12 protein-coding genes are annotated in these 14075 nt (G+C 49.7%); 10 read left to right on the forward strand and 2 right to left on the reverse strand.

Annotation, left to right across the window (positions count from 1 at the left end; all coding sequences use genetic code 11):
• Positions 1 to 10 precede the first annotated feature (10 nt).
• Positions 11 to 1021, reverse strand: a complete 1011-nt coding sequence (locus ADS79_RS04855) for an AraC family transcriptional regulator (RefSeq protein ID WP_049737293.1) — start codon at positions 1019 to 1021, stop codon at positions 11 to 13.
• Between the two features lie 164 nt (positions 1022 to 1185).
• Here ADS79_RS04855 and ADS79_RS04860 point away from each other — a divergent pair, with 164 nt between their 5' ends.
• The 7 genes from ADS79_RS04860 (at position 1186) to ADS79_RS04890 (ending at position 11099) form a co-directional block, all read left to right on the forward strand.
• Positions 1186 to 2484, forward strand: coding sequence for a helix-turn-helix domain-containing protein (locus ADS79_RS04860; protein ID WP_049737294.1), 1299 nt, complete (start codon positions 1186 to 1188; stop codon positions 2482 to 2484).
• A 373-nt stretch (positions 2485 to 2857) separates the two neighbouring features.
• Positions 2858 to 4087, forward strand: a complete 1230-nt coding sequence (locus ADS79_RS04865) for a Zn-dependent hydrolase (RefSeq protein ID WP_049737295.1) — start codon at positions 2858 to 2860, stop codon at positions 4085 to 4087.
• A gap of 62 nt (positions 4088 to 4149) precedes the next feature.
• Positions 4150 to 5334, forward strand: coding sequence for a M20 family metallopeptidase (locus tag ADS79_RS04870; RefSeq protein ID WP_049737296.1), 1185 nt, complete (start codon positions 4150 to 4152; stop codon positions 5332 to 5334).
• A gap of 160 nt (positions 5335 to 5494) precedes the next feature.
• A complete protein-coding gene (locus ADS79_RS04875) occupies positions 5495 to 6187 on the forward strand; it encodes an ABC transporter ATP-binding protein (protein ID WP_049738141.1) in 693 nt (230 codons plus the stop codon).
• Positions 6129 to 7328: an efflux RND transporter periplasmic adaptor subunit gene (locus ADS79_RS04880; RefSeq protein ID WP_236699885.1), complete on the forward strand. Its 1200-nt coding sequence runs from the start codon at positions 6129 to 6131 to the stop codon at positions 7326 to 7328. Before ADS79_RS04875 ends, ADS79_RS04880 begins: the two co-directional genes overlap by 59 nt.
• A gap of 17 nt (positions 7329 to 7345) precedes the next feature.
• Entirely contained in the window at positions 7346 to 10225 is a 2880-nt protein-coding gene (locus ADS79_RS04885; protein ID WP_236699925.1) for an ABC transporter permease, read from the forward strand.
• A gap of 4 nt (positions 10226 to 10229) precedes the next feature.
• A complete protein-coding gene (locus tag ADS79_RS04890; protein WP_049737299.1) occupies positions 10230 to 11099 on the forward strand; it encodes an ABC transporter ATP-binding protein in 870 nt (289 codons plus the stop codon).
• 33 nt (positions 11100 to 11132) lie between these two features.
• Here ADS79_RS04890 and ADS79_RS04895 read toward each other — a convergent pair whose 3' ends face one another.
• On the reverse strand, positions 11133 to 11723 hold the full coding sequence (locus ADS79_RS04895; protein ID WP_049737300.1) for a MerR family transcriptional regulator: 591 nt from the start codon (positions 11721 to 11723) through the stop codon (positions 11133 to 11135).
• A gap of 359 nt (positions 11724 to 12082) precedes the next feature.
• Between ADS79_RS04895 and ADS79_RS04900 the strand changes: the two genes are divergently transcribed.
• From ADS79_RS04900 to ADS79_RS04910, 3 genes are all read left to right on the forward strand, one after another.
• Positions 12083 to 12274, forward strand: a complete 192-nt coding sequence (locus tag ADS79_RS04900; protein ID WP_049737301.1) for a hypothetical protein — start codon at positions 12083 to 12085, stop codon at positions 12272 to 12274.
• A gap of 155 nt (positions 12275 to 12429) precedes the next feature.
• Positions 12430 to 13125: a metal-dependent hydrolase gene (locus tag ADS79_RS04905; RefSeq protein WP_049737302.1), complete on the forward strand. Its 696-nt coding sequence runs from the start codon at positions 12430 to 12432 to the stop codon at positions 13123 to 13125.
• Positions 13126 to 13218: 93 nt separating this feature from the next.
• Positions 13219 to 14001 (forward strand): arylamine N-acetyltransferase family protein, encoded by a 783-nt coding sequence (locus ADS79_RS04910; protein WP_049737303.1) that lies wholly within the window; start codon positions 13219 to 13221, stop codon positions 13999 to 14001.
• Positions 14002 to 14075: the final 74 nt, after the last annotated feature.

A 14075-nucleotide genomic window follows, 5' to 3' on the forward strand; every position in this document is an offset into this window, starting at 1 on the left:
CCAGGGGATTCTATGATGACGAGTGAGTTCTTAGGTATTCCATACGCCAGTTGGAAGGAGTATCGCCTTCCCAAAGACGAAAGGCCCGGTAAAACGAGTTCTGATCTTCATATCCGACTAAGAAAGCGACTTCTTTTATATCTAGCTTGGGGTCGGACAAGTATTCTCGCGCCTGTTCATGTCGAGCTTGTGTCAACAGTTGCTTGAAGGTAGTGCGTTCATCCGTAAGACGGCGCTGCAAGGTACGGTCACTCATGGAGAGCTCTCTCGCCACAGCCTGAATATCAAGGGGGCCACCGGACAGACTTCGCTTCAAGATCCACTTGACCATTTCGGCGGTTGAACGTTTGTGCTGCTCATCCACAGAACGATCTAATACAGGCGTCAGAATTTCCAGCAGCTCTTTGTTATACGAGAGAAAGGGCAGGTCCAGATCTTTTCGATGCAGCGTCAAACGATTAACAGTAGCACCAATCTGGACCGGGCACCCGAAGTAGGCTTCAAGGGTATCGTCATTCCCCATCGCGTGCGAAAATTCTACGGACCGCGCAGTAATATGCTGCCCCGTCCCCCGTCGTCCAAGCTCTAGCAGAAAGGCGAGTGTGATTCCAACCAGTAGTGGTGGTATGAGGTGTTCGCTGTCCATCCATTCCAATTCGATTGTACATTGCTCGTTCTCTTCGGTTATGCGCAAGCTTTCCGGGGGACAAAGCTGTTTGTAGCGAGCCATTCGATTCAGAGCGTCGCGATAGCTGCGTGCATGGTAGGTCGCCAAGACGTCCGGTGGATATTGTGTTGTTTCAAAGGCGGTTGCAAGCTTGATGATTCCGCTGGCCGTGTCACCTACGAGCTCAGAGTAAGCTTCCCAGATTTTGTAGTATTGGGCAGTGGTAACGGTCGTTGATTCTGTAAGGATGGTGAGGGGCAGCTGTGCTTTGCGAGCTACCTCGTTTGGGTCAATGCCTAATCGTTGTAATCCCGCCCAAAATCCTGTCGGGAATTTTATATGGTCAGATTTCATTCCATCTGAATCTCCTTTGGCTGCTTACCTGTTCGTTCCGGTTAGGATTTAGTATACAGCAAGGATGTTCGTATCTTCATGGAAGGATACGGCAAGCAAGCTGTTGGAATCCAGACATTTTTGCTATTCTGTAAGGAAATAACCGCGCGAAAGAGTGACGTGTATTGAAACTGCGACTAGGCGTAATGGGCGCGGATGATTCGTTGGAAATCATTCAATCGGTATTGCCCGATTTTCCTGAAATCGAATGCTTGCCCATTGTGTATTGGAAAGAAGAAGATATCGTCGATTTGCTTTTGCCACACGTAGATGAGGTAGATATGTGGTTGTTCTCCGGAAAGGTTCCGTATGCACTGGCAAAGGCGACTGAAAGGGTTCAGGTACCCATGGCTTACGTACCGCACATCGGGGCGAGCCTGTATCGAACCTTGCTGCACTTGTCCCACGAGATTGGGATCCAGGTGAACGAGGTGAGCTTTGATACATTTTCCTCAGATGAGCTGGAGCACTTTCTGCAAGAAGCGGGAATCGCGGATGGATACAGCTGGCTGAGGCATTATGAGGGAGCGATTTCTGCTACCGAGCTGGCTGACTACCACGAGAGCCTCTGGCGAGAGAAAAAAACCAAAGCAGCCGTGACTTGCTTGCGAACCGCAGATTTGGAGCTGAAAAAGCGCGGCGTCCCGTCCTATCGGGTACTGCCGACAAGAGCAGGTGTGCTCTCCGTGCTTCATATGCTGCTGAGAACCAATGAAATGCTCCATTTCAAGGATTCGCAGATTGCCGTGCAAATGATGGAGATCGATCCGTTCCGGGAGCTGGCAGGAGGGACCTTTTCCACAGATGAATGGCAAAATGCCGAGATCAAAACCATGGAAAAGCTGCTGCGTTATACCAAGTACCTCCAAGGCTCGCTGAAAACGGCAGGTCCTGGACGCTATGTTATTTTTACAACCAGAGGCAGACTGCAGGAAGTGACACATGATTACAAAACCATTCCCGATCTCGAAGGAATGTTCGGCATACGCGCAGACCTGGTCACCTGCGGAATCGGCATTGGCAAAACGGCGTATGAAGCAGAAATCCACGGAGGAACTGCACTGCTGCACGCCAAAGAGCGGGGAACCGGCAACTGGATGGTATTTTTCGACGACAAAAGCGTCGTAGGACCGCTCGGGCGTGACGAGCAAATCGCCTACCGCTATTCCTCCCAGCAGCTGCAGGAGGTAAGCCGCCAGACCTCACTGAGCGTCGCCACCTTGTCCAAGCTCGATTCCATTTTGAAAAAACGCGGAACAGCAATGATTAACGCCCACGAGCTCGCCCAGCATATGCAAATCCTGCCCAGAAGCGCGAGACGAATCCTGATCGAGCTAGAGTCAAAAGGAATCGCCGAAGTCGTAGGAGAAGAAAGCCCAAACCCAAGAGGAAGACCCCGCAAAGTCTATAAAATTACACTCTAAAAACTTCTCTGAACGACCTTCAAAACGCCAGTAACGAAAAAGAGAACCGGCTCGTGAGAGGAAAATGGAGAAAAGGCGAGGTCTTTGGGGCACCAGCAGAGGTGAAATGGAAAAAGGAAACACGTCTTTGCGTCCAACCTTGCAATCACTTCCTGAAACCGCTACTTTTGGACGCAGTGTTCCCTTTTGCAATGGAACCGCCCTGTGATACCCCCAGCAGGTGACCCAAGAACCTGTAGCCTTTTCTCCATTTTCCTCTCCTCCCCAAAAGCCCCTTCCGCCAGAGTGACAAAATAGACAGACTATTATACAATTAAGGTCATAACCGTAAATCAGCCGATATGCATAACCTAAATACAGGAGATGATAAGCCATGATCAATGCAGAACGACTATGGGACAGATTGATGCAGCTTGGTAAGATCGGTACTGTGGAAGCAGGCGGGATTACGAGGTTATCGTTTAGCGCCGAAGAGCGCGCAGCCAAGGATCTGATCGCAGGCTTCATGAAAGAAGCAGGTCTTTCCGTGCGTGAGGATGAGGTAGGAAATCTGATTGGACGCAAGGAAGGGAAAAACCCAGAAGCTCCTGTTGTGCTTATTGGCTCCCATATAGACTCCGTGCCGAGTGGCGGCAACTTTGACGGACCACTTGGCGTGCTGGCAGGCGTTGAGGTACTGCAAGCGATGCATGAACAAGGTGTGGAAAATGAACATCCAATTGAGGTACTTGCCTTTACGGATGAAGAAGGAACGCGTTTTGGCTTTGGCATGATCGGCAGCCGGGGAATTGCCGGAACACTTACGACAGATGAGCTCGTGCCACAGGATGCGCAAGGCATTTCCATTGCCGAAGCGATGAGAAAAAGCGGCCTTGACCCAGAAAAAATCAAGGGAGCGGCACGCACTCCTGATTCTGTGAAAGCCTATGTCGAGCTCCACATTGAGCAAGGAAAAGTACTGGAAACAAACGGGTTATCCGTTGGGGTCGTGAGCGGTATCGCAGGTCCGCTCTGGGTGAAGTTTGTACTGGAGGGCGAAGCTGGCCATGCGGGTGCGACGCCGATGAATATGCGCCGCGATCCTTTGGCGGCAGCTGCGGAAGTGATGCTGTGCATTGAGCGAGAAGCAGCGAAGAGACCGATTAGTGTCGGTACCGTTGGCAAAATGCAGGTTTTTCCTGGCGGGGTGAACATCATTCCGGGCAGAGTCGAGTTTTCGCTTGATCTGCGTGATATCGACAAAGCGATTCGCGATGAAGTGGAACAAAGCATCATGCGTGAAGCGGAAGCCATTTGTGCCAGACGCAATGTGAAGCTGACAGTCGAATTGCTACAAGATGTTCCGCCAGTCGCATGCGCCGAAACGATTCAGACAGCAATCCGTGAAGCGTGTGCAGCAGAAGGACTGGAGACGATGACCCTTCCGAGCGGCGCTGGACACGACGGTATGCAGCTCTTGGACCTGTGTCCGGTGGGGATGATTTTTGCCCGTTCCAAGGATGGCATCAGTCACAATCCGGCGGAGTATACCAGCAAAGAAGATTGTGCTAACGGAGCGAAAGTCCTGTATCGTACCGTATTGTCCTTGGCAAGTGAGCAATAGACGTCAGCGATAGATAGAGAACCCGGGGTGCGTGGGATTATCCCGGACGAGGAGGAACTAGGATGACAACAGTAGCAGCATTGAATCAGGCAGTAGAAGCAATGAAAGAAGAGGTCGTTGCTTGGAGACGCTATTTGCACGAAAATCCGGAGATTTCCTTCCATGAAGAAAAAACAGCGCAATTTGTATTTGAAACGCTCAGTTCCTTCGGTAATTTGGAAATTTCAAGACCGACAAAAAATAGCGTCATGGCTCGCCTGATTGGCTCAGAGCCGGGTAAGGTTTTGGCGATGCGCGCTGACATGGACGCTTTGCCGATCACGGAGGAAAACACGTTCGAATTCATTTCTAAAAACCCTGGCGTGATGCATGCGTGTGGTCACGATGGACATACATCCATGCTGCTGGGCACGGCAAAAATTTTGTCCGGCATGAAGGATCAGGTCAAAGGTGAAGTGCGCTTTTTGTTCCAGCATGCGGAAGAAGTATATCCAGGCGGAGCCGAGGAAATGGTGCAAGCAGGTGTGATGGATGGCGTAGACATGGTCATCGGTACGCATTTGTGGTCGACTATGGAATTCGGAACAGTCGGAATTTGCCCTGGCCCGATGATGGCAGCACCAGACACGTTCTGGATTACTGTGCTTGGAAAAGGCGGACATGCTGCCCTGCCGCATGAAACGATCGACAGCATCGCGATTGCGGCTCAGGTCGTAACAAATCTTCAGCACGTCGTTTCCCGCTATGCCGATCCACTAGACAACCTGGTTCTCTCCGTTACACAAATCATCGGGGGTACGACGCACAATGTTATCCCAGGTGCAGTCAAGCTGTGCGGAACAGTCCGCAGCTTTGACAAGAATTTGCGCGAGTCAGTTCCAGCTACTATGGAGCGTGTCATTAAAGGGATTACCGACGCACATGGAGGAAGCTACGAGTTCAAGTACGAGTTTGGCTACCGCCCGGTAATCAATGACGCTGAAGTCACTCAGCTGATGGAAGATGTCGTGGTTGAATCACTGGGAACAGAGTGGGTCGAGCATATGCGTCCAACCATGGGCGGCGAAGATTTCTCCGCATTCCAGCAAAAAGCCCCAGGCTGCTTCTTCTACGTAGCCGCTGGCAACAAGGAAAAGGGCATTACTTATCCGCATCACCACCCACGCTTTACCATTGATGAAGACGCTTTGGAAGTGGGCGTGAAGATGTTTGTCAACGCTGCGAGAAAAATCGTAATGGAAAGCTAGACTGATCAAGACACATGAACGAACCTCCTGTTTCTTTTCGAACAGGAGGTTTTTATTTTTGTTTATATTAATTTATTCCAGTTTTATTAAAAAATGGTTGATGTTTCGTGTACTATTATTAATACTCATACTATTCAGACATGTATTTGGGGGTGTCATTTTGGCTTTCATCTCAGAGGCGAGAGCCGTAGAACGTGTTTTTGGAAGAGGAGCCACAGCCGTACGCGCGCTTCAGGGCGTAGCGATACAAGTAGAAAAAGGCCGCTTGCTCGTCTTAAAAGGCAGGTCAGGGTCAGGAAAAACAACACTACTGAATCTGCTGGGAGGTCTTGATCGACCAACAGCGGGAAGTGTGTATTTTCAGGGAAAGGAAATCGGACAGCTGTCTGATCGTGAACGGACCAGGATCAGGCAGAAAAATATGGGATTTATTTTCCAGTCATTTGGCTTGTTTCCGCTCATGTCCGCAGCCGAAAATGTCGAGTTTGGATTACGACTTTCTGGCGTCCCTGTCATGGAATGGAAAGATCGCGTCCGTGACTCGCTGGATTTGGTCGGGTTGTCCAAGCGGGCCCATCACCGTCCTTTTGAAATGTCGGGAGGGGAGCAGCAGCGCTGTGCCATCGCTCGTGCGGTTGCGGGCAAGCCACTATTGCTACTAGCGGACGAGCCGACTGCTGAGCTGGATAGCAAAATGGGCATGCATATTAGCCATGTGTTTCGTCGTCTCGTCGAAGAAGAGGGCATGAGTATTATCATGACAACCCATGATCCGAGTGTATTGGAGGTAGCAGATGATGTATGTGAACTGGAGGACGGCTTCATCTTGGGCAAAGTGCATCCTCAGACATAAAGGGATAGCATATGCCACTGTTTTATTGGCGGCAATGCTTGCGGGCTGTTCGATTTTCCCGAAAGAAGAGGCAGTCTTGGCACCACCCCTAGTAGAGCCCGCTCCGATTCAATATGAAGTAGCCGAAGTGGAGCAGGGAAATATCGTAAAAAGCGTGAAGGGAAGCAGCACGTTCACGACTGTAGACAAGCGGGAGCTCTCTTTTCCAGAAACAAAGGGCTTCAGGCTGAAATCGTTCTCTGTTCAAAGTGGTGATCTGGTGAAAAAGGGACAGGTGCTGGCCGAACTGGACGCAGGTGAGCTGGAAAGAGATATCGAATCGGCACGCTATGAGGTAGAAAAGGCAAAGCTGGAAGTATTGGAAGCGGGACAGGATAACCACTATGAAGTGGAGGTAGCCAAGCTGGATGTACGCAAAGCAGAGATGAACGCCAAAGTGAGCGAGACCAAGCTGGCCCAAATCGAGTGGGACAAGTCCTTGTTAGAACTAGCCAAATTGCAGGACCCGAAGCGCAAGGAATATGTAGTAGAGCGCGCCAAGCTAAATCTCAAGCAAAAACAGATGGAGCTCGGAAATCTTCAAAAACGGTGGACGGAAACCAAGCTGATATCACCGCTTGACGGGATTGTCATCTTCGTCAGCAACGAGCAGGTGGGGGATGAAGTGGATGCGCATCAAACCTTGGTAACAGTTGGCGATCCGAAGAAGCTGTTCATTTTGTATACGGCTCCGGAGAAAGAAGCGATTAAGGACGTCGTGGAAGGAATGAAAGTGACACTCGCTTTGAGTAATGGAGCGAAAGGGGAAGGAACGGTCGTGCAGACGCCGCTCAGCGTTCCGGACAATTTGCCCGAAGATTTGTCTCGATTGTACCAGCGAAGCCTCCTCATCTCACCGAAGAATCTCGCTGAGGACATCGAGACTGGCACTAGCGTTTCGATAGAGGTAATCGTGGACGAAAAGGATCAGGCGTTGATCATACCGAAGCGAGCGCTTCATGATTTTTCCGGCAGACAATATGTCCGGGTGCTGGAGGGCAAGAGCAAAAAAGAAATCGATGTGGAAGTCGGAATCATCAATCAGACGCAGGTTGAAATTCGCAGCGGGCTGAAAGCAGGTCAGTTGGTCATTTTGGAATAGGGGGACAAGGCGTGGCAATGTTGCAAATGATCCTGCGGAAAATGTTGAACAACCGCTGGCTCGTCGGCAGCCTGCTGATGGGGCTGATAGTCGCGGTTGGACTGGCTTCGAGCATTCCCGCATTCACGACAGGCGTACAGCAGCGCATGCTGACCAAGGACCTGGAGCAATACCAAAAGGATAGCAAGCATTTTCCAGGCGGGCTGCTAGTTTCGATCAATTTAAACAAGCTGGCACAGGATAGCTCCACACTTCTTCAGCAGATGGAAAGCTATCTTCAGAATAAAGTAATAGAGCCGCTTCAGGTGCCTGTATATGAACAGGCGACAGTCATGCGGACAGTTCCATTCCAGGCAATTTTGGCGGACCAAAAAAAGGAGCGAGCCACGCTGCCTGAAAGCACACCGCTGTATATGCTCAGCGAGCTGGAAAAGCATATGACACTTGTCGATGGGCGGCTGCCAGAAGCAGCTCCTGTAGATGGCGTGTACGAAGCGCTCGTGACAGAAAAAGCTTTGAAGGATCGACGGATGGTACTGGGAAGCATATACGAGCTTACATCCGACAAAGAGGCTACATCCAAAATGTTGATCAAGCCTGTCGGGGTTTTTAAAGAAAAAGAGGGGAACGATCCGTACTGGTTCGCTTCTACTGGCGAATACACGAAGGGCTTTGTGATCAATGAGCAGCTGTTTCGCAAATGGCTTTTGCAGGAACAAAAGCTGGTCAGCTCGATCCAGCTGTACACTGCCTTTCACTATCAATCGTTTCGCGCCATGGATAAAGACCGGCTGATCTCGACCACCTCTGACGTTGAAGTACAGCTACTGCAGCACGGATTGAAGAAAAATGAATTCAGCGTTCAATTTCCTGCCAGCAACATCGTCAGCAAATATGATGAACAGAGCAAACAATTTCGGATGATTCTCTGGTCACTCTACGTTCCTATTTTTGTCATGCTGGGGCTGTACCTCGTTATGGTGTCGGGATTGATTGTGGAGCGCCAGCGTACAGAAATCGCTGTATTGAGCAGCAGGGGAGCTAGCCGTTTTAAGGTGTTTTTCATTTTTTTCATGGAGATTGTCATCCTTGGGCTTTGCGCACTAGCGATCGGTCCGTTTGTGGGAGTACTGCTTAGCAAAATGCTTGGCATTTCCAATGGCTTTCTCCAGTTCGTCGATCGGACGGGACTGGATGTTACCCTGAACGAGGAAGTATTTATTTACGCTGGCTGGACGGTCGTCTTGTGTGTCGCATTGAATCTGGTGTCGGTTTTTATGGCGACGAGAAAAAATATTGTATCCCACAAGCAAGAGGTAGCGCGGATGACTGGGCAAATCATTTGGCATCGCCTGTTTCTGGATGTCCTGCTACTTTTGGTCTCTTGGTATGGCTGGTATTCCTACCAAAAGACGCTTGATTTTGTAGCTGGGTCAAGCGAGAACACTCCAGTGATGTCTGTTGATTTCTTGCTCTTTTTTGTGCCGGTTTTCTTTGCTTTGGGGTTTGGCTTGTTTTGTCTGCGAGTCTACCCGTGGATTCTGAGGATTGTATTATGGGCGGGGGGTCACTTATTTCCTCTTTCTCTGCATACTACCTTAGTACAGGTCGGGCGAGCTTCCCGGCACTATCAGTTTCTTATGCTGTTTGTCACCATCACCGTAGCTGTAGGGATGTTCAGTGCGAGTATGGCACGTACAATCAATCAGAATGCAGAAGAGCGCATACGCTACGACACAGGTGCAGATATTCGCTTGAGAGCAGACTGGAATAGTGATAAGCCTGCCGTTTTGATTCATCGAAAGCCGGTGAGTGGACCAGAAGGGGAAGCCGTGGAACGTAACGAGCCAGAGGCAGTGCCTACACAGTATGAGGAACCAGATTTTGCGGTTTACTCACAGCTGCCAGGGGTGAAGCATGCAGCCAAAGTTTACGTGAATGAGTTGGCGGAGGCGTCTATCGGCGATCGCTCGGTTAGGGGAGTGTCCCTGATGGGCATCGATCCACAAGATTTCGGGCAGGTCGCATGGTGGAAAAGAGCAATATTCCCGCATCATTTCTATGAATATTTGAATCTTTTAGCCCAAGAGCCTCAAGCAGTTATCGTGTCACGAACTCTTGCAGACAAGCTGAATGTGATTGAGGGACAAACGATTGTAGTCGGTTGGAAGGATGCGCGTCCGGTGGAAGCTATCGTGTATGCCATCGTAGATTATTGGCCGGGCTGGAATCCGGTGCCGAAAAAAGGAACATACAGCAATGGAAAAGAAGAGCGGTATCTGGTAGTGGCCAATCTTCCGTTCGTACAAGATAAAATGCGTATGGAGCCGTATCAAGTCTGGCTCCATATGAACCCCGAGGCATCCACCGAGGAGCTCTATGAAGGTCTCTCTCAGGCAAATATCAGGCTGAGTCAGCTGGATAATGCGGGGCAGCAATTGATCAAGGTGAAAAACAGTGCCTACTACCTAGGCTTGAACGGAGCTTTGACACTTGGATTCCTCTTGTCCATGCTGATTACGTTTATCGGGTACATCATGTACTGGGTGCTTACGCTTGGAGCGCGCAAATTGCAGTATGGTGTGTTTCGTGCCATGGGAATGCCATTTGGGCAGCTGGTACGGATTCTCGCATGGGAGCAGCTGCTGACGTTTGGTATTGCGTTTGCCATTGGTATGACGGCGGGGAAGCTTGCAAACATGCTATTTCTTCCTGCACTAGGTTTGTATCTTCAGGCGGACAAACAGGTGCCGCCCTTTTCAGTGGTCTCTAACCCGCAAGATGAACAGATCATTTATACGTTTACTGCGATCACATTGATGATTGGAATCGGGGTCGTGGGCATCCTGCTATCTCGCTTGCAGATTCATCAAGCGGTGAAGCTGGGGGAGGATTAAGCGGATGATTGTATGTGAAAATTTGGTCAAAATCTTTAAAGCAGCCGATCTGGAAGTGGTTGCGCTGCAAGGACTTGACTTAAAGGTAGAGAACGGAGAGCTGATGGGGATTATCGGGAACAGCGGTAGCGGCAAATCGACACTCTTAAACATGCTAGGAGGATTGGACCGTCCCTCCGCAGGCAAGCTGTTCGTAGCGGGATCGGACCTCTTTCGGCTGACGAACGCAGAGCTGGTCAAGTATCGTCTGGAGACGGTAGGCTTTGTCTGGCAGAACAACGCCCGCAACCTGATTCCCTATCTCACTGCCCAGCAAAATGTGGAGCTGCCGATGCTTTTGCGGGGCAAGCGAAAACGAGAGCGAGCAAAGGAATTATTGGATTTGGTTGGATTGAGTCATCGAAAAAACAACAGGCTCAGTGAGCTGTCTGGTGGTGAGCAGCAGCGAGTAGCCATTGCGATTGCACTCGCCAATGAACCGAAGCTGCTATTGGCGGATGAGCCGACTGGAAGTGTAGATACACGAACGGCTGCCATGATCCTTGACCTTTTTCAGGAGCTCAACCGCTCGATTGGGCTCACTGTAGTCATCGTAACGCATGATTTGGAGCTGGCACGAAAGGTAGATCGGGTCGTAGCTATCCGAGATGGAAAAACGTCCAGTGAGATCGTACGGCGAAAAGGTGCGGCCGATGAACAAGATGGGCCTCTAGAAGGAGAGTCGGAAGAAGGGGCTCATGATGAATGTGCTGTGCTGGACCAGGCAGGACGTCTGCAAATTCCCGAGGAGTATCTACAGGCCATCGGAGCGGAGAGGAAGCTGCGGATTGAACTAGAAGAGGATCGCATCATTCTTTTCCCGCCCCGCCGATGACTGCTATTAGAGGTTGTTCTGAACACGAAAGGATTACTGAATCCGAAACAGCTTCTGCCAAATCGTCGTTTTCCGTTCGGCATCCTTTATTTTCGCCAGCTGTGCTTTGGCGTCCATAATATCATTCATTGCTGTAGTCAGGCGGCGGTCGCGTTCCTTCAGGCTGTTGCGGATGTACGCCTCCTGTTTTTCCACACGTGCCAGCAGCTCCTGATGGGCAGCATCCTGCTCTTTCATATGACTGGCCAGGATGTGCAGCTTTTGGTCCAGCCGGTCGATTGATTCATCCTTTACATGTGGGTGGAGCACGGGGGCTGGAGCGAGTGCTACGGCAGCTTCACTACGAGGTGCGGGCTCAGAAGAATTATGTGTGACGATCATTTGGGCAGCTTCTTCCTGCGGAACAAGCTGGTCCTTGGTCAGGCGGTAAAATCGCTGGAGGGCATTGATATCGATCTGGCGGTACTCCCGGCGATTTTGATTATCGCGCAAAAACCAGTAGCCGTGTGATTCCAGAAGCATGCTCCATTTGCGGAGTGTACTTGCCCCGATCCCGAGTAGATCCGCAACCTCTCTGCCACTGTATGTCCGCTCTCTTGCTACCAATTCAATTACATTCCCCATGAGAGTCCCTCCTGTCCTGTTTTCCCGATTATCCTTGTATAACCGTTTCTGTGTGCGCTGGACTTTTCCTGTAGGAATCGTGCGACAAATACTTGCAGTGTTCGTCTGCGATCGTAGAAGTTTTCCATCATTACGGCATCCGCCGACAAATCTCGTCCTCGCAGCGACAATCCTCATCAAGAGCGGTGTAAATAGGAAATCGCCCGAGTAGCTAAAGAGGGTGCCAGAATACGTGATTTCAAGGCAGGGCAGAGGGACAGATGGTTACGGGTACAAGTACATTTTCATTCCACCTGTGCATTTGCTCTAGTAGGGCTATGCCAAATGTACATAGGATGGATGAGAAGGAGGGATTAACGATGGCATTCAGAGACCAGATGAGAAAATTCGAAGGGAAAAGTGTAAAGATTGAAACAAGATGCGGGATTTTTTTTGGCTGCATGGTTGGAGTAAAATCGACGACTATCATTATACGCGAACATGAAAATAATCGCCGTACCATTATCCGTAATTCTCAAATTGTTGCAGTAACAGAGCAAGAGCATCAATAATCGAAGCATGATCTTTTGGAAAAGTAAGCAAGTAGTTGTCCCTCGGGCTGCCTGGCATTAGGCGGCCTTTTCCCCTGTCTCCTGTTTTATTCTGTCTTCTCTTCGTGGTAACATGATAGAGCAATGAAAAGATTACCAAGAAGGCAGGGGATACCATGTTGGATATTAAATTTCACGGTCATGCCTCCGTACAATTGACTACCGAAGGGCACTCTATCATGATTGACCCGTTCATTTCAGGCAACCCGCTGGCTGCAACCAAGCTGGACGACATTTCTGTGCAGTTCATTTTGTTGACGCACGGACATATCGACCATATTTTAGACGCAGTGGAGCTGGCAAAAGCAAATGACGCAACGATTGTTGCAACACATGAGCTAGCTACATATTTAGGATGGCAAGGGGCCAAAACCCTCGCATTGAACCTCGGTGGATCAACTACTCTTCCATTTGGAAAAGTGAAAATGACGCAAGCATTTCACAGCTCAGCAGTCGTTCTCGATGACGAGCAAAAAATCGTCTACATGGGAATGCCAGGCGGATTTATTATTGAGATTGGTGGAAAAACCGTTTACCACGCAGGAGATACTGGACTGTTCGGTGATATGAAGCTGATTGGTGACAGCCATGATATCGACCTTGCGTTTTTGCCGATCGGAGATGTATTCACGATGGGTCCAGAGGATGCTCTGAAGGCAGCAGAGTGGGTAGAAGCCGATTTTGTTGTACCGATTCACTTCAATACATTCCCGCCAATCAAGCAGGATGGAGATGCGTTTGTAGCAGAGCTGGCTGAAAAAGATATTCGCGGAAAAGCGTTGAAACCAGGAGAGTCTCTGCGCCTTTCGTAAGACAGGATGTTGAGAGAAAAGGGGTAGCACTTATGCTATCTCTTTTCTTATATATACTTTCTCCAAATGACCCTTATCGAGGAGGTAGGAAACATGAGTGAGATCAACGCACTCTTTCGAAACAGAATCGGCCTTTCTGAGACGGAGCCTGTTACGTTTGAATCACTGGGGATGGTGCTCGATAAAACAGCGAGCCACATTCCGTTTGAAAATGGATGCATCCTTCAAAAAGACATGAGCAGCATCACCAAAGACTACCTGAGAACGAAAATGCTCGTCAAAAAAGAAGGCGGGCTTTGCTATGAACTGAATTCGCTATTCTACTTTTTCTTGATCGAAAACGGATTTCAAGCAGTCCTGACACGTGGCGTTGTCTACAAGCCCGCGACACAGCAATTTTTGACCATCGGCAGAACGCATGTCACGATCCTACTAACGCATGAAGGACAGACGTATGTGATCGATACCGGCTTTGGAGGAAATTTGCCCCTACAGCCTGTTCCACTGACGGGCGAGACTATCTCCTCGCGAAATGGAGAATTTCGGGTGAAGCAAGCAGCGACCGAGTACGGAAACTATGTTTTGGAAATGAAACTCGCATACAAGGATACCGATTGGAGGATTGGCTACGCGTTTGATTCCAATAAGCCGGTGACGAATGTATCCGAGTTCGACGAAATTCAGGAGATTATCGCCAATCACGCTGAATCTCCTTTTAACAAAACGCCGTTGCTCACTCGCTTCACGAATACGGGCACGATTACCTTAACCGATAGCTCGTTCACGCAATGGGTGGATGGCAGGATGTCTAAAGAGCAAATAGATAGCGAGAGATTCAAAGAGCTGAGGCAGCAGCATTTTGGCATTAACCAGTAAAGCAAATCTGTGAAAACGGCATGAAATTGGTAGGATCGCTCATAGACTGGGAAAGAGATACTGGGCAAAGGAGC

The organism is Brevibacillus reuszeri (genome assembly GCF_001187725.1).
In the GTDB taxonomy this organism is placed as follows: domain Bacteria; phylum Bacillota; class Bacilli; order Brevibacillales; family Brevibacillaceae; genus Brevibacillus; species Brevibacillus reuszeri.